The 18,442-nt window shown below is 62.5% G+C and carries 17 protein-coding genes; all 17 read left to right on the top strand.

What is annotated here, in order from left to right:
- Positions 1-194 precede the first annotated feature (194 nt).
- The 17 genes from eno (at position 195) to HB630_RS11960 (ending at position 18,322) form a co-directional block, all read left to right on the top strand.
- Positions 195-1,478 (top strand): phosphopyruvate hydratase, encoded by a 1,284-nt coding sequence (eno, locus tag HB630_RS12040; protein ID WP_213772484.1) that lies wholly within the window; start codon positions 195-197, stop codon positions 1,476-1,478.
- Between the two features lie 55 nt (positions 1,479-1,533).
- Positions 1,534-2,715, top strand: coding sequence for an NADH:flavin oxidoreductase/NADH oxidase (locus HB630_RS12035; RefSeq protein ID WP_213772483.1), 1,182 nt, complete (start codon positions 1,534-1,536; stop codon positions 2,713-2,715).
- Positions 2,716-2,763: 48 nt separating this feature from the next.
- Positions 2,764-3,897: a zinc-binding dehydrogenase gene (locus tag HB630_RS12030; protein WP_213772898.1), complete on the top strand. Its 1,134-nt coding sequence runs from the start codon at positions 2,764-2,766 to the stop codon at positions 3,895-3,897.
- Between the two features lie 160 nt (positions 3,898-4,057).
- Positions 4,058-5,053 (top strand): MBL fold metallo-hydrolase, encoded by a 996-nt coding sequence (locus HB630_RS12025; protein ID WP_213772482.1) that lies wholly within the window; start codon positions 4,058-4,060, stop codon positions 5,051-5,053.
- A 163-nt stretch (positions 5,054-5,216) separates the two neighbouring features.
- A complete protein-coding gene (locus tag HB630_RS12020) occupies positions 5,217-5,774 on the top strand; it encodes an NAD(P)H-dependent oxidoreductase (RefSeq protein WP_213772481.1) in 558 nt (185 codons plus the stop codon).
- Between the two features lie 75 nt (positions 5,775-5,849).
- The gene (locus tag HB630_RS12015) at positions 5,850-6,164 is read left to right on the top strand and encodes a septum formation initiator family protein (RefSeq protein ID WP_213772480.1); all 315 of its coding nucleotides are present in this window, start codon (positions 5,850-5,852) and stop codon (positions 6,162-6,164) included.
- Between the two features lie 260 nt (positions 6,165-6,424).
- A complete protein-coding gene (pdhA, locus tag HB630_RS12010) occupies positions 6,425-7,447 on the top strand; it encodes a pyruvate dehydrogenase (acetyl-transferring) E1 component subunit alpha (RefSeq protein WP_213772479.1) in 1,023 nt (340 codons plus the stop codon).
- Between the two features lie 27 nt (positions 7,448-7,474).
- Positions 7,475-8,854 (top strand): pyruvate dehydrogenase complex E1 component subunit beta, encoded by a 1,380-nt coding sequence (locus tag HB630_RS12005; RefSeq protein ID WP_213772478.1) that lies wholly within the window; start codon positions 7,475-7,477, stop codon positions 8,852-8,854.
- A gap of 3 nt (positions 8,855-8,857) precedes the next feature.
- Positions 8,858-9,163 carry a DUF5076 domain-containing protein gene (locus HB630_RS12000; protein ID WP_213772477.1) on the top strand — a complete coding sequence of 102 codons (306 nt, stop codon included), beginning with the start codon at positions 8,858-8,860 and terminating at the stop codon, positions 9,161-9,163.
- Positions 9,164-9,165: 2 nt separating this feature from the next.
- The gene (locus HB630_RS11995) at positions 9,166-9,618 is read left to right on the top strand and encodes a deaminase (protein ID WP_213772476.1); all 453 of its coding nucleotides are present in this window, start codon (positions 9,166-9,168) and stop codon (positions 9,616-9,618) included.
- A 104-nt stretch (positions 9,619-9,722) separates the two neighbouring features.
- Entirely contained in the window at positions 9,723-11,072 is a 1,350-nt protein-coding gene (locus tag HB630_RS11990) for a pyruvate dehydrogenase complex dihydrolipoamide acetyltransferase (protein WP_213772475.1), read from the top strand.
- A 33-nt stretch (positions 11,073-11,105) separates the two neighbouring features.
- Positions 11,106-11,534 carry a hypothetical protein gene (locus tag HB630_RS11985; RefSeq protein ID WP_213772474.1) on the top strand — a complete coding sequence of 143 codons (429 nt, stop codon included), beginning with the start codon at positions 11,106-11,108 and terminating at the stop codon, positions 11,532-11,534.
- Between the two features lie 65 nt (positions 11,535-11,599).
- On the top strand, positions 11,600-13,021 hold the full coding sequence (lpdA, locus tag HB630_RS11980) for a dihydrolipoyl dehydrogenase (RefSeq protein WP_213772473.1): 1,422 nt from the start codon (positions 11,600-11,602) through the stop codon (positions 13,019-13,021).
- 298 nt (positions 13,022-13,319) lie between these two features.
- On the top strand, positions 13,320-14,561 hold the full coding sequence (locus HB630_RS11975) for a threonine synthase (RefSeq protein WP_213772472.1): 1,242 nt from the start codon (positions 13,320-13,322) through the stop codon (positions 14,559-14,561).
- A gap of 57 nt (positions 14,562-14,618) precedes the next feature.
- Complete coding sequence (locus tag HB630_RS11970; protein WP_213772471.1) at positions 14,619-15,590, top strand: tripartite tricarboxylate transporter substrate-binding protein; 972 nt, start codon at positions 14,619-14,621, stop codon at positions 15,588-15,590.
- Positions 15,591-15,795: 205 nt separating this feature from the next.
- Complete coding sequence (gene ilvD, locus HB630_RS11965; RefSeq protein WP_213772470.1) at positions 15,796-17,520, top strand: dihydroxy-acid dehydratase; 1,725 nt, start codon at positions 15,796-15,798, stop codon at positions 17,518-17,520.
- Positions 17,507-18,322 (top strand): tetratricopeptide repeat protein, encoded by an 816-nt coding sequence (locus tag HB630_RS11960; RefSeq protein WP_213772469.1) that lies wholly within the window; start codon positions 17,507-17,509, stop codon positions 18,320-18,322. Before ilvD ends, HB630_RS11960 begins: the two co-directional genes overlap by 14 nt.
- Positions 18,323-18,442 lie beyond the last annotated feature (120 nt).

Here is an 18,442-nt window from a genome sequence, read left to right as displayed (position 1 = left end):
CTGATTGAATCAGAACCGAAGCTCTATCCTCTTTATTTTGACGCGTTTTCTTTACGCGAACCGGTATCCACTTCGCTCGAAAACGCTATAGCCCGTCATGCTGTCCCCGTCACCGGCCTTTTCCGTTTCCATCCGTTGCGGTAGAAGCGGCGCCAACCGCCCCAGATCCCTGATATTTTTCAAAAGAGGCTCCCATGACCGCCATCGTCGACATCATCGGCCGCGAAATCCTCGACAGCCGCGGCAACCCGACCATCGAAGTCGATGTGGTGCTGGAAGACGGCTCGGTCGGCCGCGCCGCGGTGCCGTCGGGGGCCTCGACCGGGGCCCATGAGGCGGTGGAATTGCGCGACGGCGACAAGAGCCGCTATCTCGGCAAGGGCGTCCAGGCGGCGGTTGGCGCCGTGAACGGCGAAATTTTCGAAGCGCTGAGCGATATGGCGGTCGAGGAGCAGGTGCAGATCGACCAGGTCATGATCGATCTCGACGGCACGCCGAACAAGAGCCGGCTCGGCGCCAATGCCATTCTCGGCGTGTCGCTGGCCTGTGCCAGGGCGGCCGCGGAATCCTTCGACATGCCGCTCTATCGCTATGTCGGCGGCACCTCGGCGCGGACGCTGCCGGTGCCGATGATGAATATCGTCAATGGCGGCGTGCATGCCGACAATCCGATCGACTTCCAGGAATTCATGATCCTGCCGGTCGGCGCCGCAACCTTCGCAGAAGCGCTGCGTTGTGGTTCGGAGATTTTCCACACGTTGCGCGGCGAACTGAAAAAGGCCGGCCACAACACCAATGTCGGCGACGAGGGCGGCTTTGCGCCGAACCTGCCGTCGGCCGACGCCGCCCTCGAGTTCGTCATGGCTGCGATCGGCAAGGCCGGTTACAAGGCGGGCGGTGATGTGATGCTGGGGCTGGATTGCGCCGCGACCGAATTCTTCAAGGACGGCGCTTACGTCTATGGCGGCGAGAACAAGACCCGTTCGCGCTCCGAGCAGGCGAAATATCTGGCTGACCTGGTGTCGCGCTATCCGATCGTCTCGGTCGAGGACGGCATGGCCGAAGACGACATGGAAGGCTGGAAAGAGCTGACCGATCTGATCGGCGGCAAGTGCCAGCTGGTCGGCGATGATCTGTTCGTCACCAACGTGATCCGGCTCGCCGACGGCATCAAGAACGGCCGCGCCAATTCCATCCTGGTCAAGGTCAATCAGATCGGCACCTTGACGGAGACGCTGAGTGCGATCGAGATGGCCTACAAGGCCGGCTATACCGCCGTGATGTCGCACCGCTCCGGCGAAACCGAGGATTCCACCATCGCCGATCTGGCGGTCGCCACCAATTGCGGGCAGATCAAGACCGGCTCGCTGGCGCGCTCCGACCGCACCGCCAAGTACAACCAGTTGCTGCGGATCGAGCAGGAATTGGGAAGCCAGGCGAAATATGCCGGCAGGGCCGCGCTGAAAGCGCTTGCGTAACCGGGAGACACCGTCCGATCATTGCCGTTGACGCTGCCGCCAGAGAGTGAACGCGATGACCCAGCCGATGTTGTTTTCTCCGCTCCAGATCCGGGGCCTGCGGCTGAAGAACCGTATCGTCGTGGCGCCGATGCACCAATATTCGGCGGTCGAGGGCTTTGCGACCGACTGGCATCTCGTCAATGCCGGCAAATATGCCCAAGGCGGCGCGGCGCTCGTCATCATGGAATCGACCAAGGTGGCGCGCAACGGCTGCGGCACGGTCGGCGATACCGGCCTCTGGAACGACGCATTCATTCCGAACCTCGCGCGTTGCGCCGCTTTCATCAAGGTGCATGGCGCGGCTGTCGGAATCCAGCTCGGTCATTCCGGCCGTAAGGCGCGGCTGTCGCGGCCGTGGGAAGGCGGCAAGCCGCTGCGCGGCGACGAGCCCGAGATCTTCGACTGGGAAGGCTGGGAATTGGTGGCGCCCAGCGCGGTGCCGCATACCGAGAAATCGCCAGTGCCGCGCGCGCTGTCGCATAACGAGGTGCGGGATCTCGCGGTCAAATGGGGCGAGGCGGCGGTGCGCGCCGACGCCGCGGGCTTTGACGTGCTGGAGATCCACGGCGCGCATGGCTATCTGATCCATCAGTTCCTGTCGCCGGTCGCCAATGTCAGAACCGACGAATATGGCGGCTCCGAACTCAACCGGATGCGGTTCGCGATCGAGGTCGCCGAATGCGTGCGCGCGGTCTGGCCGGCGGAAAAGCCGTTGTTCATGCGGCTGTCCTGCGAGGACGACGCAGGGTGGGGTCCCGACGAAAGCGTGCGTTTGGCGAAGCTGCTCAAGACCAAGGGCGTCGATGTCATCGATTGCTCTTCCGGCGGTACGCTCGCTTATTCGCCGATGGACGGCGTGCGGTCGCAGAAATACGGCTACCAGGTGCCTTACGCCGAGAAGATCCGCAAAGAAGCTGACATCATGACCATGGCGGTCGGACATATCGTGCATGCCGATCAGGCCGAGGCGATCCTGCAGGAGGGCCGCGCCGACCTGACCGCGCTTGCGCGCGAGATGATCTACAATCCGAACTGGCCGATGGACGCGGCGCAGAAGCTCAGTGCCGATCCCGATTTCAAGCTGGTGGCGCCGCCTTATTCCTACTGGCTGGCCAAGCGCGCCAAATCCGCCTTCGAGGGCAACCCGCCGGCACGGGTTGCGGGATCTGACGATCACGCCGCGACAAAGTCTTGAGAAGGAACGGCCGAGGCCGGGACAGGGAGGTTCGCCGTGAATTCCAACGTGCCTAAAACCGGTCTTCAGCTGCGTTCGCTGATCACAAAGAACGGCGAACTCGAAATATCCCTCGTCGAGGTGCCGACGCCCGAGCCTGCGGCGGATGAAGTCGTCGTCCGCGTCGAGGCCACGCCGCTCAATCCGTCCGATATCGGGCTCCTGACCGGCGCCGCCGACATGGCGACGGCAAAGGCATCAGGCACCAGAGAGAGCCCGGTGATCACCGCGAAAGTCCCGCAAGCGGCGATGGGCGCCATGGCCGGACGGCTCGACCAATCCATGCCGGTCGGCAATGAGGGGGCGGGCGTCGTTGTCAGCACCGGTTCGTCGGAAGCGGCGGGGGCGCTGATGGGCAAGACAGTGGCGATGAGCGGCGGCGCGATGTATGCGCAATACCGTTGCCTGAAGGCGCGCGACGTTCTGGCGTTGCCGGAAGGAACGACGGCGGCGGAAGGCGCCTCCTGCTTCATCAATCCGCTGACGGCGCTCGGCATGATCGAAACCATGCGGGGCGAAGGCCACAAGGCGCTGGTTCATACCGCCGCCGCATCCAACCTCGGACAGATGCTCAACAGGATCTGCCTCAAGGACGGCATCGGCCTCGTCAACATCGTTCGCAGTCCGCAGCAGGCGGATATCCTGCGCAAGATCGGCGCCAAGCATGTCGTCGATTCTTCCGCGCCGTCATTCCAGGACGATCTGACCGGCGCGATTGAAGAGACCGGCGCGACGCTCGCGTTCGATGCGATCGGCGGCGGCAAGCTCGCCGGCCAGATTCTGACCTGCATGGAGATTGCCGCCAACAGGAACGCCAAGGTCTACAGCCGTTACGGGTCGAGCGTACACAAGCAGGTTTATATCTACGGCAGCCTCGATCCCGGCCCGGTCGAATTGAACCGGGCGTTCGGCATGGCCTGGGGCGTCGGCGGCTGGCTGCTGTTTCATTTCATGCAAAAGATCAGTCCTGCCGATAGCGCGCGGCTGCGCCAGCGCGTGGTCGCTGAGCTCAAGACCACTTTCGCCAGCCATTACACCCAGGTGGTGTCGCTGCAGGAGGCGTTGCAGCTTGCAAACCTGGCCGCCTATGGCAGGCGCTCGACCGGCGAGAAATTCCTGATCAATCCGAACAAAGCCGTGTGAGATTCGGCTCGCGGCATACCGATCCATGTCGCGTAGCAATTTCACGTAAGTCTTACTTGCGTGCGCGACGAGGCGGCTTGCCTTCCGCCCTCAACGAGGGGACATTCGCGGGCCGCGAACGCGCCTAAATGCGACGCGTGGAGGATGGGAGAAATTCATCATGACTGATTTGAACCGCCGTCATCTGTTGACCGGTGTGGCCGCGATGGGTGCGGCAAGCGTTTTGGGGCCGCTGGGGACACCGGCGCGCGCTGCGGAGCCGCCGGCCGGGGCGCAGGCGCCCGGTTTCTACCGCTACAAGGTCGGTGCTTACGAATGCACCTCGATCAATGACGGTGCGCGATCGTTTCCTCTGCCGGATACGTTCGTGACCAATGTCCCGAAAGCCAAGGCGACGGCGGCTGCGGAGGCGGCCTACATGCCGCAGGGCATGGTGACGGTGCCGTTCAACCCGCAGCTCATCAACACCGGCAGCAAGCTGGTGCTGATCGATACCGGCAACGGCGTCGCCAATCTTGGGCCGACCAAAGGCGCGGTCGGCCGCACGCTGCAAAACCTCGCCGCCGCCGGCGTCGATCCCAAGAGCATCGACATCGTGCTGCTGTCGCATCTGCATCCGGATCACACCAATGGCATCCGCGCCGCCGATGGCTCGATGGCGTTCCCGAATGCGGAGATCATGGTGCCGTCGGTCGACTGGGCGTTCTGGACCAGCGACGAGAACGCCGCCAAGGCCAAGACGGACGTGATGAAGAACTACTTCGCCAATGTGAAGAAGACCTTCGCCGGCATCGAGTCCAAGGTGGCGAAGTACGATTGGGACAAGGAAGTTGCGCCCGGCATCACCTCGATCTCGACGCCGGGACATACGCCCGGCCATACCAGCTTCGTCATCGCTTCCGGCAATTCCAAAATCCTGATTCAGTCCGATGTCACCAACATCCCCGAGTTTTTCCTGCGCAATCCGGACTGGCACGTGATGTATGACGAGAATCCGGAGCTCGCGCAGAAAACGCGTCATAAATTCTATGACATGGCGGCCGCGGAGAAAGCGACGGTGGTGGGCTTCCATTTCACCTTCCCGTGCATCGGCCATGTCGAGAAGGACGGCGCGAAATATCGCCTGGTGCCGTCGGCCTGGAATCCGGTGATCTGATCGTCACGGCGAAGCTTGCGAGAACAGGCTGTCCGGATGGACGGCCTGTTTTTTATTTAAGGCGCTTTCGCCTTTAATTTGCGCGTCCATGCACTTGCATCTTCATCCGATCCGGCTAGGTTGAGCGCCGACCGTTCTGCGTTCGCGCCAACAAGGAAATCCCATGTCCACCCCTCATCACATTGTCGTCATCGCCGGCAGCCTTCGCAAAGAGAGCTTCTCTCTCAGGATCGCCAATGCCTTGACCAAGCTTGCGCCCGACACGTTGAAGCTCGAGGTCGTTACCCTGAACGGCATCTCGTTCTTCAATCAGGATCTGGAAGCTGCGCCGCCGGCCGACTGGCTGGCGTTCCGCGAAAAGATCCAGAAATCGAACGGCGTCCTGTTCGTCACGCCGGAATACAATCGCTCGATCCCCGGCGTGTTGAAGAACGCCATCGATGTGGCGTCGCGCCCCTATGGCAAGAGCTCGTTCCTTGGCAAGCCGGTCGGCATCATCAGCAATTCGCCGGGTCCGCTCGGCGGGATTGCCGCTGCCAAGCACCTGCAGAACATCCTGCCGGGCATTTCCGGCCCGATCCTCGGCCAGCCTGAAATCTACCTGAACGGTGTCGGCGACGCGTTCGATGACAAGGGCGAGTTGATCAAGGAATCGCTACAGGCGGTGTTGAAGCAATATATCGATGCCTACGCGGCCTTCGTGGGCAAGTATCATAAATAGTCATAAATAGACGGGGCCGGCGCACCGCGCTGGCCTTTAGGATTCCATTAACCGGGTGGTTGCATCCTCCCGGTCATGGTCTCTCGCAGCCGACTCAAATCCGTGCTTACCGGTCTCGCCCTCTATGCGATGGCGGCGGCGCTGATCGGCTATTTTGGCGTCAATGCCTATACCGGCAAGTATGGGTTGAATGCGCAGCAGGAGCTCGACCAGGAGATCATCGGTCTGACATCCGAACTGGCGCGCCTGAAGCAGGAGCGCGCCGAGGGCGAGCAGCGCGTCTCGCTGTTGCGGTCGGACCGGGTCGATCCCGACATGCTTGACGAGCGGGCCCGCTATCAGCTCGACTACGTCAATCCCCACGACCTGGTCCGGATCAATCCGAACTAGGGTTTCGTGGCACATTCATCCCTTGCCTCGCTTACACATTTTACTGAACGAAGCTGCCACCCCTGCGTAAGCCGCGGGGCTGGCTTTCGTCGGCCGCGTTTATCGGCGTCAAATTTCAAAACACCGCGAAATCGATCACGAAAATTTCGTGCTACATTGCACTGCGGCATAGCGGAAGTTTCGCAGGCGCACGCAATCCTTTCATGGCGGTTTGACTTGGGCTAGAGAGGGCCAACTTTTCTCTCTCATCCGGAATTGCTATGGCCGCACCCAAGAAAACCGCCGCAAAAGACGCAGGGCAGGACAAAGGCATCGATTCCCCGCCGGAATTCACCAAAGAGCAGGAATTGGCCGCGTTGCGCGACATGCTGCTGATCCGGCGGTTCGAGGAAAAGGCCGGCCAGCTCTATGGCATGGGGGCGATCGGCGGCTTTTGCCATCTCTATATCGGCCAGGAAGCGGTCGTGGTCGGCATGCAGATGGCCCTGAAGCTGGGCGATCAGGTCATAACGGGATACCGCGACCACGGCCACATGCTGGCCACGGGAATGGAAGCCAAGGGTGTGATGGCCGAACTGACCGGCCGTCATGGCGGCTATTCCAAGGGCAAGGGCGGCTCCATGCACATGTTCAGCAAGGAGAAGAATTTCTTCGGCGGTCATGGCATCGTCGGCGCGCAGGTGTCGCTCGGCACCGGGCTGGCCTTCGCCAACCGCTATCGCGGCAATGATTTCGTCAGCATCACCTATTTCGGCGACGGCGCCGCCAACCAGGGCCAGGTCTACGAAAGCTTCAACATGGCGGAGTTGTGGAAGCTGCCGGTGATCTACGTCATCGAGAATAACCGCTACGCCATGGGTACGTCGGTGACGCGCTCTTCGGCCCAGACCGATTTTTCCAGGCGCGGCCTCTCCTTCAATATTCCGGGCAAGCAGGTCGATGGCATGGACGTCCGCGCCGTCAAGGCCGCCGGCGAGGAAGCGATTGCGTGGTGCCGCGAGGGCAAAGGGCCCTATATCCTGGAAATGCAGACCTACCGCTATCGCGGCCATTCGATGTCGGATCCCGCGAAGTACCGAACGCGCGAAGAGGTCGAGAAGGTTCGTCACGACCACGATCCGATCGAGCAGGTCCGCAACCGGCTGCTGGCGGCGGGCGAGAGCGAGCAGAATCTGAAAGCCATCGACGCCGAGGTGCGCGAGATCGTCAACAACGCGGCCGATTTCGCGCAGCACGATCCCGAGCCGGCCGCGTCCGAACTCTACACCGATATTTACCGCTAAGAGCGCAAGCTGACTTCCGGAGCTGTTATGCCAATTCAAGTGTTGATGCCTGCGCTGTCGCCCACCATGGAAAAGGGCAATCTCGCCAAATGGCTGAAGAAGGAAGGCGAGACCATCAAGTCGGGCGATGTCATCGCCGAGATCGAAACCGACAAGGCGACGATGGAAGTCGAGGCCACCGATGAGGGCACGCTCGGCAAGATCCTGATCCCCGAAGGCACCGCCGACGTTGCCGTCAACACGCCGATCGCGACCATCCTCGCCGACGGCGAGAGCGCCTCCGATCTCGGCAAGGTACCGGCAAAGGCCGCCGAATCCGCGCCGCCGGCAGCCGCCAAGGCTGAAGCGCCCGAACCCAAGGTCGAGGCGAAAACACCGTCCGCGCCCAGGGCCGTCACCGATCCCGAAGTGCCGGAAGGCACCGAGATGGTGACGATGACGATCCGCGACGCACTGCGCGATGCGATCGCCGAAGAGATGCGGCGCGATCCCGACGTATTCCTGATGGGCGAGGAAGTCGCCGAATATCAGGGCGCCTACAAGGTCAGTCAGGGTCTGTTGCAGGAATTCGGCGCCAGGCGCGTGATCGACACGCCGATCACCGAGCATGGCTTTGCCGGCATCGGCGTCGGCGCTGCGATGTCGGGCCTGAAGCCGATCGTCGAATTCATGACCTTCAACTTCGCCATGCAGGCGATGGACCAGATCATCAATTCCGCGGCGAAGACGCTGTATATGTCGGGCGGACAGATGGGCTGCTCGATCGTATTTCGCGGGCCGAACGGGGCCGCCGCGCGCGTCGCCGCCCAGCACAGCCAGGATTATTCGGCCTGGTATTCGCAAGTCCCGGGACTGAAGGTCGTCGCGCCGTTCTCGGCCGCCGATTACAAAGGATTGTTGAAGGCCGCGATCCGCGACCCCAACCCGGTGGTCTTTCTCGAAAACGAAGTTCTCTACGGCCATTCCGGCGAGGTGCCGAAGCTGGACGATTACGTCGTGCCGATCGGCAAGGCGCGCGTGGTGCGCTCGGGCTCTCACGTCACCGTCATTTCGTGGTCGAACGGCATGACCTACGCGCTGAAGGCGGCCGAGGAACTGGCCGGGGAAGGCATCGAGGCCGAAGTGATCGACCTGCGCACGCTGCGCCCGATGGATACCGACACCCTGGTTGCTTCCGTGAAGAAGACCGGCCGTGCCGTGACCGTGGAAGAGGGCTGGCAGCAAAACGGCGTCGGCGCCGAAATTGCGGCGCGGCTGATGGAGCACGCATTCGATTATCTCGATGCGCCGGTGGCGCGGGTATCGGGCAAGGACGTGCCGATGCCCTATGCGGCCAACCTCGAGAAGCTGGCCTTGCCCTCGGTGGCCGAGGTGGTCGAGGCCGCCAAAGCCGTCTGTTACCGGTGAAGCATGGCCGGGCCCAAGGAACAGCCATTACCTCCAGATGTCATCGGTCGCGATGATGCCACCGAGGTGCTGCGTGCGTTCGTCCTTGATGGTGGTCTTTCCATCGCTTTCACCCGTGCGTTCGAAGAGCCGGATCTGTGGGGATTGCTGCTGGTCGACATCGCGCGCCACGCCGCCCGCGCCTATGCGCGCGAGAGCGACTACACCGAGGATCAGGCGCTGACGCGTATCGTTGATATGTTCGAAGCCGAAATCGCGCGGCCGACCGACATGGGTAGCACCACGCCGCGGTCGCAACAGGGTCACTGAACGTGGCAATTGAGCAATATCACTTCGATTTCATGGGCGAAGCGATCCGCGAAGCCGAGCTCAGCATCTCGCAGGGCGGCTTGCCGATCGGCGCCGTGCTGACGCGAAACAACCAGATTATCGCCCGCGGTCATAACCGACGGATGCAGGAGAACAACGTCATCCTGCATGGCGAGATGTCCTGCCTGCGCGACGCCGGGCTGACCTCGTTCCATGATACGGTCATGTATACGACGCTGTCGCCGTGTTCGATGTGCGCGGGTGCGGTCGGGCTGTTCAAGCTTTCGCTGCTGGTGATCGGGGAGTCCGTCACCTTTCCCGGCAGCAAGGACATCCTGACCCAGTTCGGTATTCCCTTCATCGACCTTGCCGATGATCGATCGATCAACATGATGAAGTCATGGCGCTCGAATCCAGGCAATGAGCGCCTGTGGCAGGGTGATATCGGTAATTGAACGGATCGGTGATCCAAATCGGGCACGGCGGTGCCCAAACAAGTCTGGTTGGCTTCCTCCACGGTTCGAAGCCAACGCGCAAGAAATAGCTTTTTGAGGTCAGCATGCCGATCAATATCCTGATGCCCGCGCTGTCGCCGACGATGGAAAAGGGCAACCTTGCCAAGTGGCTCAAGAAAGAGGGCGACAAGGTCAAGTCCGGCGACGTGATCGCCGAAATCGAAACCGACAAGGCGACCATGGAGGTCGAAGCGGTCGACGAGGGCACGATCGCCAAGATCGTGGTGCCCGAGGGGACGCAGGATGTCGCGGTCAACGACGTGATCGCGGTGCTCGCCGGCGACGGCGAGGACGTCAAATCGGCCGGCGCCACGCCGCAGCCGCCAAAGGTGGAAGCCAAACCTGAGCCGAAGGCAGAGACCAAGGCGGAGGCGCCGAAGCCGCAACCTGCTGCCGCCAAAGCGCCGGCCTCCGTTTCAACTCCGCCCATTCAGGCAAAGCCGGCCGGTCCGCAAGCCAATGGTCATGACCGTATCTTCTCGTCGCCGCTGGCCCGGCGGCTCGCCAAGGAAGCCGGCATCGAGCTTGGGCGCATCAGCGGCACCGGCCCGCATGGCCGTATCGTCGCGCATGACGTCGAGGAAGCCAAATCCGGCAAGGGGCTGAAGGCGCCGGCAGCCGCGCCCGCCGGTTCACCGGCGCTGGCGCCTTCGATGTCGGACCAGCAGATCCTGGCGCTGTTCGAGCCCGGCTCTTACGAGATCGTGCCGCATGACGGCATGCGGCGCACCATTGCCCAGCGCCTGACCGCGTCGGTGCAGACCATTCCGCATTTCTACCTGACCATCGACTGCGATATCGGCAAGCTGCTTGCGGCGCGCGAGGACATCAACGCCTCTGCGCCCAAGGATGCCGAGAAGAAGCCGCTCTACAAGCTTTCGGTCAACGACTTCGTCATCAAGGCGATGGCGATTGCGTTGCAGCGAATTCCCAATTGCAATGTGAGCTGGACCGAAGGCGGGATGGTGAAGCACAAGAATTCCGATATCGGCGTGGCAGTGGCGATGCCCGGTGGCCTGATCACCCCGATCATCCGCAAGGCCGAGACCAAATCGCTCTCGACCATTTCGGCCGAGATGAAGGATTTCGCCACGCGGGCGCGGTCGCGCAAACTCAAGCCGGAGGAATATCAGGGCGGCACCACGGCCGTTTCCAACCTCGGCATGTACGGGATCAAGGATTTTACCGCCGTGATCAATCCTCCGCACGCCACCATCCTCGCGGTCGGTACCAGCGAGGAGCGGCCTGTGGTTCGTAGCGGCAAGATCGAGATCGCGCATATCATGAGCGTGACACTGTCCTGCGATCACCGTGCGGTCGACGGCGCGCTCGGCGCGGAATTGATCGGTGCCTTCAGGCTGCTGATCGAAAATCCGGTCATGATGATGGTCTAGGCGCCAATTGTCTCATCGATAGCGAAGGCGATCATGCGGCTCGCGGGGGTCTTCATCCTGGCTTTTGTCGCTTCCGCGGTTGCCGGCATGCTGGCCTATGCGGCGGTGTCGCTTCTGCCGGATTGGGACGATGCCGCTGGCCGCGGTCTCGGCGAGGTGTTCCGTCTGCTGTTGACCGCCGGCTATGTGATCCTGGGAATGATCCTCTACGGCTACGCGGTCTGGCGCCGGGCGCGTTCGCGGCGGCTGAAGCGCATGCTTTATGTGCTGTTTCTGGTGCCGTTGATGGTCGTCGTGCTCGGCCTCCTCGATAATGGTGTCCGCCACATCGACTGGCTGCGTGAGGGCGTCGGCCTGGTGCAGATGTTCGCGCCGCTATGGACCGTCGCGCTGGCACAATGGCTGATCCTGCATATATTTCTGTCGCGGCAGACCACGCTTGCGAAAGCCGCTTCCACATGAACATTGAGCACCTTGAATCGGCGCGGCCGTCGCACGACGATCGCTTGAGCTAAATGGAGCCCGTAATGGCCGACACTTCCTTCGACATCGTCATCATCGGCTCCGGCCCCGGCGGCTATGTCGCCGCCATTCGTGCCGCCCAGCTTGGTTTCAAGACCGCGATCATCGAGAAATCCTATCTCGGCGGCATCTGCCTGAACTGGGGCTGCATCCCGACCAAGGCGCTGCTGCGCTCGGCGGAAATCTATCACTACATGCAGCACGCCAAGGATTACGGGCTGTCGGCCGACAACGTCGCATTCGATCCGAAAGCGGTGGTGCAGCGTTCGCGCGGCGTCTCCAAGCGCCTGAACGACGGCGTCGGCTTTCTGATGAAGAAGAACAAGGTCACGGTGATCTGGGGCGAGGCCACGATCGATGCGCCCGGCAAGATCACGGTGAAGAAGTCCGCCGCCGAGGCGCCGAAGGGCGCGCTGGGTGAGGGCGTCTACCAGGCCAAGCACATCATTCTCGCCACCGGCGCGCGGCCACGCGTGCTGCCGGGGCTTGAGCCGGACAAGAAGCTGGTCTGGACCTATTTCGAGGCGATGGTGCCGGACAAGATGCCGAAATCGCTGTTGGTGGTGGGCTCCGGCGCGATCGGCATCGAGTTCGCCTCGTTCTTCCATACCATGGGCGCCGACGTGATCGTGGTCGAGGTGCTGCCGCAGATTTTGCCCGTCGAGGACGCGGAGATCGCCGGCCTGGCGCGCAAGCGGTTCGAGAAGCAGGGCATCAAGATTCTCTCCGGCACGAAAGTCTCGAAGTTGGAGAAGAAGGCCGACAGCGTCGTCGCCACCATCGACGACGGCAAGGGCAAGCCGCAGACGGTCGAGTTCGACCGGGTGATTTCGGCGGTCGGCGTGGTCGGCAATATCGAGAATCTGGGGCTGGAAAAGCTCGGCGTCAAAACCGATCGCGGCTGCGTCGTGATCGACGGCCACGGTAAGACCAATGTGCCGGGCATCTACGCCATCGGCGACGTCGCCGGCCCGCCGATGCTGGCGCACAAGGCGGAACATGAGGGCGTGATCTGCGTCGAGGCAATTAAGGGCCTGCATCCGCATCCGATGGACAAGCTGCTCATTCCGGGCTGCACCTATTGCAACCCGCAAATCGCTTCCGTGGGCCTCACCGAGGCCAAGGCGAAGGAGGGTGGCCGCGAAATCCGCGTCGGCCGTTTCCCGTTCGTCGGCAACGGCAAGGCGATTGCGCTTGGCGAGGATCAGGGACTGGTCAAGGTGATCTTCGACAAGAAAACCGGTCAATTGCTCGGCGCGCACATGATCGGCGCCGAGGTCACCGAATTGATCCAGGGCTATGTGGTCGCGATGAACCTCGAGACGACGGAAGAAGAGCTGATGCATACCGTGTTCCCGCATCCGACCTTGTCGGAAATGATGAAGGAAGCGGTGCTGGATGCCTATGGACGGGTGCTGAACATCTAGCGCCCTATCGGTTCTGATTGAAGAGGGCCGGGCTCTAACATTTTGTTTTGACGCGTTTTCTTCACGTGAACCGGAGCCACTTCGCTCGAAAACGCTATCGCGGTAGAGACCAAAATCTCCCCTCGTCATGCGCGGGCTTGACCCGCGCATCGATCGCCCTTCACAAGAGTCTCGAAAAGAGCGATGGATTGCCGGGGCATAGGCGAGCGGAAGCGACGCCGTTCTTCGAACGGCTATGCCCGGCAATGACCGCGCCAACAGGCCGGCAGCGAATGCGGGCACAGGGAAGAGGCGATCCATGAAGAGCAACGACAATCTGACGATCGATCGCCCGACATTCGTGACCCACCTCGAATGCGCGCTGGAAGGCGATCGCTATGCCGCCGATCAGGTCCACAACCTGTCGAAGGCCGGCAAGCCGCTGTTGGTGCGTTACGATCTGGCCGGTGTGAAGAAAGCGCTGACCAAGGACGCGCTGGCGCAGCGTCCGGCCGACCTGTGGCGCTATCGCGAGATGCTGCCGGTGCGAAAAACCGCCGACATCGTCAGCCTTGGCGAGGTCATGACGCCGCTGATCCGTCTGCCCAAGCTGGCCGGAAAACTTGGCGGCGGTGAAATCATCGTCAAAGACGAGGGGCGGCTACCGACCGGCTCGTTCAAGGCGCGCGGCCTGGTGATGGCGGTGTCGATGGGCAAGGCGCTCGGCATCAGGCACATGGCGATGCCGACCAATGGCAATGCCGGGGCGGCGCTTGCGGCCTACGCGACTTCGTGCGGCATCAAGACCACGATTTTCTGTCCCGCCGATACGCCGGAGGTGAATGTCAGCGAGATCGAGTTGCAGGGCGCGACCGTCTATCGCGTTAACGGCCTGATCGACGATTGCGGCAAGATCGTCGGAGAGGGCAAGGCCAAGGCCGGCTGGTTCGACACCTCGACGCTGAAGGAGCCCTACCGGATCGAGGGCAAGAAGACCATGGGGCTGGAACTCGCCGAACAGCTCGGTTGGGACGTGCCGGACGTGATCTTCTATCCGACCGGCGGCGGCACCGGCCTGATCGGCATGTGGAAGGCGTTCGCCGAACTCGAAGCCATCGGCTTCATCGGCGCCAGGCGGCCGCGGATGGTGGCGGTGCAGGCGGCCGGTTGTGCGCCGATGGTGCGCGCCTTTGAAAACGGCACCGAACATGCGTCGCGCTGGGAGGACGCCCATACCATCGCGTCCGGCATTCGGGTGCCGCAGGCGATCGGTGATTTCCTGATTCTGCGCGCGGTGCGCGAGAGCAAGGGTTTCGCGATCGCGGTGCCGGACGATAAAATTTCCGTCGCGCTGAACGAGGTCGCGCGCGAAGAGGGCCTGTTGCTGTGCCCCGAGGGGGCAGCGACCTATGCGGCCTACAAGCAAAGCCTGGCCGACGGCCGCGTCGACAAGAACGACCGCGTGATGCTGTTCAATTGCGCGACAGGGCTTAAATATCCACTGCCGCCGGTCACGCGCACGCTCGACCGTCATCAGCCGATCGACTACGCCAAGTTATAAGCGGCGCGAGCCAACGCGTCGGATGCTGCGGCTGCGCGGCCGACAGGGAGGAATGCGATGCGCAGGGCGGTGTTCACCGTGTTTCTGGCGCTGCTGGCGTTCGCCGGCACCGCGCGCGCCGACGATTTTCCGTCCCGTCCCATCACTATCGTGGTGCCGTTCTCTGCAGGCGGCCCGTCCGATGCGATGGCGCGGATCATGGCCGAGCATATGCAGCGGACGCTTGGACAGACCATCGCCATCGAGAACGTCACCGGCGCCGGCGGATCGCTCGGGGTCGGGCGCGTGGTGCGCGCGCCCGCCGATGGATACACCGTTGGCTTCGGCCATCTCGGCACCAATGTCTGCAACGGTGCGATCTACAACCTCGGCTACGACCTCGTGACCGACCTTGCGCCGGTGGTGCTGCTGCCGAGCAACCCGATGATCATCGTCAGCAAAAACGCGATACCGGCCAGAACCCTCACGGAGTTGCTGGCCTGGCTGAAGGCGAAGCCGACGCCGCCGACCGCCGGCACCGCCGGGGCCGGGTCGGGAAGCCACATCGCCGGGCTCTATTTCGAGACCATCACCGGCATCAAGCTGCAATATGTGCCTTATCGCGGCACGGCGCCGGCGCTGAACGATCTTGTGGCCGGACAGATCGACATCATCGTCGACCAGACCTCCAATTCGATCGGCCAGGTCCGCGCCGGAACGATTCGCGCCTATGCCGTCACCGCCGGCAGGCGCGTCGAATCGGCAGCCGATATTCCGACCACGGACGAGGCCGGCCTGCCCGGATTTCATATGACGCTGTGGTCCGGCCTGTGGGTGCCGAAGGATACGCCGAACGACGTTATCGTCCGGCTCAACGGCGCCGCCGTGGAAGCCCTGAACGATCCGGCCGTCCAGAAAAAGCTCGGTGGTCTCGGGCTGGATCTGCCGCCGAAAGACCAGCTCTCGCCGGAAGCGCTTGGCGCGTGGCAGAAGGCCGAGATCGCGAAATGGCGGCCGATGATCAAGGCCGCGAAGGTCAAAATCGACTGAAATTCGGGCAGGGATGGCTGGAGTCCGCCGCAAAATGGTTGCCGCTGCGACACGATTGTTGCCGATGTGCAACGGTAAATGAAGATTTAACCCTCATCCCAGACCGCTCTTGCATCCGCCGCTTTTTAGCCACACCCCTCCTTGAAATCTTCTTTCGCAGGCTACCAAAAACAGCCTCGGCGTTTACCGAGGAAACAGGGTCGCGATGGACGCCAGGACCAACATCAAAGACAGGCTGCCCAGCCGTCACGTGACCGAGGGTCCGGAGCGCGCGCCGCATCGCTCGTATCTTTATGCCATGGGATTGACCACCCAGCAGATCCACCAGCCGTTCGTCGGTGTGGCGTCGTGTTGGAATGAAGCGGCGCCCTGCAATATCTCGCTGATGCGCCAGGCCCAGGCGGTCAAGAAGGGCGTAGCCTCCGCGGGCGGTACCCCGCGCGAATTCTGCACCATCACCGTGACCGACGGCATCGCCATGGGCCATGACGGCATGCGCTCGTCGCTGCCGTCGCGCGAATGCATCGCCGATTCGGTCGAGCTCACCGTTCGCGGCCATGCCTATGACGCGCTGGTCGGTCTTGCCGGCTGCGACAAGTCGCTGCCGGGCATGATGATGGCGATGGTCCGGCTCAACGTGCCGTCGATCTTCATCTATGGCGGCTCGATCCTTCCCGGCAATTTCCGTGGCCAGCAGGTCACGGTGCAGGACATGTTCGAAGCCGTCGGCAAGCATTCGGTCGGCGCGATGTCCGATGCCGATCTCGACGAAATCGAGCGCGTCGCCTGTCCGTCCGCCGGCGCTTGCGGCGCACAATTCACCGCCAACACGATGGCGACGGTGTCCGAGGCGATCGGGCTCGCCTTGCCCTATTCCGCAGGCGCGCCGGCGCCCTATGAGATCCGCGACGCCTTCTGCACCGCTGCCGGCGAACAAATCATGCAGCTGATCGTGGCCAATATCCGGCCGCGCGACATCGTGACACGAAAGGCGCTGGAAAATGCAGCCGCGGTGGTGGCGGCGTCCGGCGGCTCGACCAATGCGGGTCTGCATCTGCCGGCCATCGCCAACGAATGCGGCATCAAATTCGACCTGTTCGACGTCGCGGAAATCTTCAAAAAGACACCCTATATCGCCGATTTGAAACCGGGCGGCCGTTATGTTGCCAAAGACATGTTTGAAGCTGGTGGCATACCGCTTCTGATGAAGACTTTGCTCGATAATGGCTTCCTGCACGGCGACTGCTTGACCGTCACGGGCCGCACGATCGCCGAGAATCTCAAAAGCGTAAAATGGAATCCGCACCAGGATGTGGTGCGCCCCGCGGATAAGCCGATCACCGTTACCGGTGGTGTTGTCGGCTTGCGGGGGAATCTTGCGCCTGAAGGGGCGATCGTGAAGGTCGCGGGGATGTCGAACCTGAAATTTAGCGGTCCTGCCCGTTGCTTCGACCGCGAAGAGGACGCCTTCGAGGCGGTCCAGAAGAAAACCTACAAAGAGGGCGAAGTCATCGTGATCCGCTACGAGGGTCCGCGCGGCGGTCCCGGCATGCGCGAAATGCTTTCGACCACGGCGGCGCTGACCGGGCAGGGCATGGGCGGCAAGATCGCGCTGATCACCGACGGCCGGTTCTCGGGCGCGACTCGCGGCTTCTGCATCGGTCATGTCGGGCCGGAGGCGGCGGTCGGCGGCCCGATCGCGCTATTGAAGGACGGCGACCTCATCGAGATCGACGCGGTGGCAGGAACCCTTAACGTGAAGTTGACCGACGCCGAGCTCGCCGGCCGTCGAACCAAATGGAAGCTGCGAGAGACCAACCATACGTCGGGTGTGCTGTGGAAATATGCCCAGCAGGTCGGGCCGGCGGTGGGTGGTGCTGTGACCCATCCAGGTAGTGCGCACGAGAAGCAGTGTTATGCGGATATCTAAGCGTATCATTGTTGCGTTGATGTTGGGGGTCACTCCGGTGGCCTCGCCCGGATTCGCCTTTGATGGCGCGCCGGCTAATCAGGATGCCGCGATCCCGGTCGCGGCGGCCCAGCCCGGTGCGGCGATCGCCCTGAAAAAGGCGCTTCCGCCGTCGCAGCCGGAGGCTTCGTTGACCGCGCTGCAATATCAGGCGGAAGGCGGCCATACCGGCGCCCAATGGACGCTGGGCCGGATGTACGCCGACGGCAATGGCGTCATGCAGGACGATGTCCGTGCCTTCGATTATTTCAGCCGCATCGCCAACGCGCATGCGGAAGACAACCCGTCTGCGCCGCAATCCTCGATCGTCGCCAATGCTTTTGTCGCGCTGGGGCGCTACTATCTCAACGGCATTCCGAACTCGAAGATCTCGCCGGATCCCGAGCGGGCCCGGGAGATGTTCTCCTATGCGGCGTCCTATTTCGGCAATGCGGACGCCCAATATGATCTGGCGCGGCTGTATCTCCATGCCGGCTCGTCGCGGGACGATTTACGCTATGGCGCCCGCTGGCTCGGCCTCGCCGCCCAGAAAGGCCAGCATCAGGCGCAGGCATTGCTCGGTCAGATGCTGTTCAACGGCGATCAGTTGCCGCGTCAGGCCGCCCGCGGGCTGATGTGGTTGACGCTGGCGCGCGACAGCGCCGGGCCGGATGAAACCTGGATCAAGGAAAGCTACAACAAGGCGATCACGAAGGCGTCCGACGACGACCGCGCGATGGCGCTTGAGATGCTCGAACATTGGGTGCAAGGCCGCAAGGACTGATTTTCGTCTTTGCAATTGGGGTGGGCTTCGCGCAGCGGGCCCATCGACCAAAACAATTCAAGCCAACCGGCATGAGCCTCGGCCGCTGGCGCCAACAACTCCACATCCTCATCGCGTTGC

The sequence above is a fragment of the Bradyrhizobium sp. dw_78 genome (assembly GCF_018449525.1).
Lineage (GTDB): Bacteria > Pseudomonadota > Alphaproteobacteria > Rhizobiales > Xanthobacteraceae > Bradyrhizobium.
Note: the sequence above shows the minus strand (reverse complement) of the source record. Positions and strands in the feature narration are given on the sequence as shown.

What these genes read in the sequence shown, in the direction of transcription:
- HB630_RS11970 (WP_213772471.1), top strand. Translation starts at nt 14,619, where the DNA reads ATGCGCAGGGCGGTGTTCACCGTGTTTCTGGCGCTGCTGGCGTTCGCC.
- pdhA (WP_213772479.1), top strand. Translation starts at nt 6,425, where the DNA reads ATGGCCGCACCCAAGAAAACCGCCGCAAAAGACGCAGGGCAGGACAAA.
- HB630_RS12020 (WP_213772481.1), top strand. Translation starts at nt 5,217, where the DNA reads ATGTCCACCCCTCATCACATTGTCGTCATCGCCGGCAGCCTTCGCAAA.
- eno (WP_213772484.1), top strand. Translation starts at nt 195, where the DNA reads ATGACCGCCATCGTCGACATCATCGGCCGCGAAATCCTCGACAGCCGC.
- HB630_RS12025 (WP_213772482.1), top strand. Translation starts at nt 4,058, where the DNA reads ATGACTGATTTGAACCGCCGTCATCTGTTGACCGGTGTGGCCGCGATG.
- ilvD (WP_213772470.1), top strand. Translation starts at nt 15,796, where the DNA reads ATGGACGCCAGGACCAACATCAAAGACAGGCTGCCCAGCCGTCACGTG.
- HB630_RS11960 (WP_213772469.1), top strand. Translation starts at nt 17,507, where the DNA reads ATGCGGATATCTAAGCGTATCATTGTTGCGTTGATGTTGGGGGTCACT.
- HB630_RS12000 (WP_213772477.1), top strand. Translation starts at nt 8,858, where the DNA reads ATGGCCGGGCCCAAGGAACAGCCATTACCTCCAGATGTCATCGGTCGC.
- lpdA (WP_213772473.1), top strand. Translation starts at nt 11,600, where the DNA reads ATGGCCGACACTTCCTTCGACATCGTCATCATCGGCTCCGGCCCCGGC.
- HB630_RS12005 (WP_213772478.1), top strand. Translation starts at nt 7,475, where the DNA reads ATGCCAATTCAAGTGTTGATGCCTGCGCTGTCGCCCACCATGGAAAAG.
- HB630_RS11975 (WP_213772472.1), top strand. Translation starts at nt 13,320, where the DNA reads ATGAAGAGCAACGACAATCTGACGATCGATCGCCCGACATTCGTGACC.
- HB630_RS12015 (WP_213772480.1), top strand. Translation starts at nt 5,850, where the DNA reads ATGGTCTCTCGCAGCCGACTCAAATCCGTGCTTACCGGTCTCGCCCTC.
- HB630_RS11985 (WP_213772474.1), top strand. Translation starts at nt 11,106, where the DNA reads ATGCGGCTCGCGGGGGTCTTCATCCTGGCTTTTGTCGCTTCCGCGGTT.
- HB630_RS12035 (WP_213772483.1), top strand. Translation starts at nt 1,534, where the DNA reads ATGACCCAGCCGATGTTGTTTTCTCCGCTCCAGATCCGGGGCCTGCGG.
- HB630_RS11990 (WP_213772475.1), top strand. Translation starts at nt 9,723, where the DNA reads ATGCCGATCAATATCCTGATGCCCGCGCTGTCGCCGACGATGGAAAAG.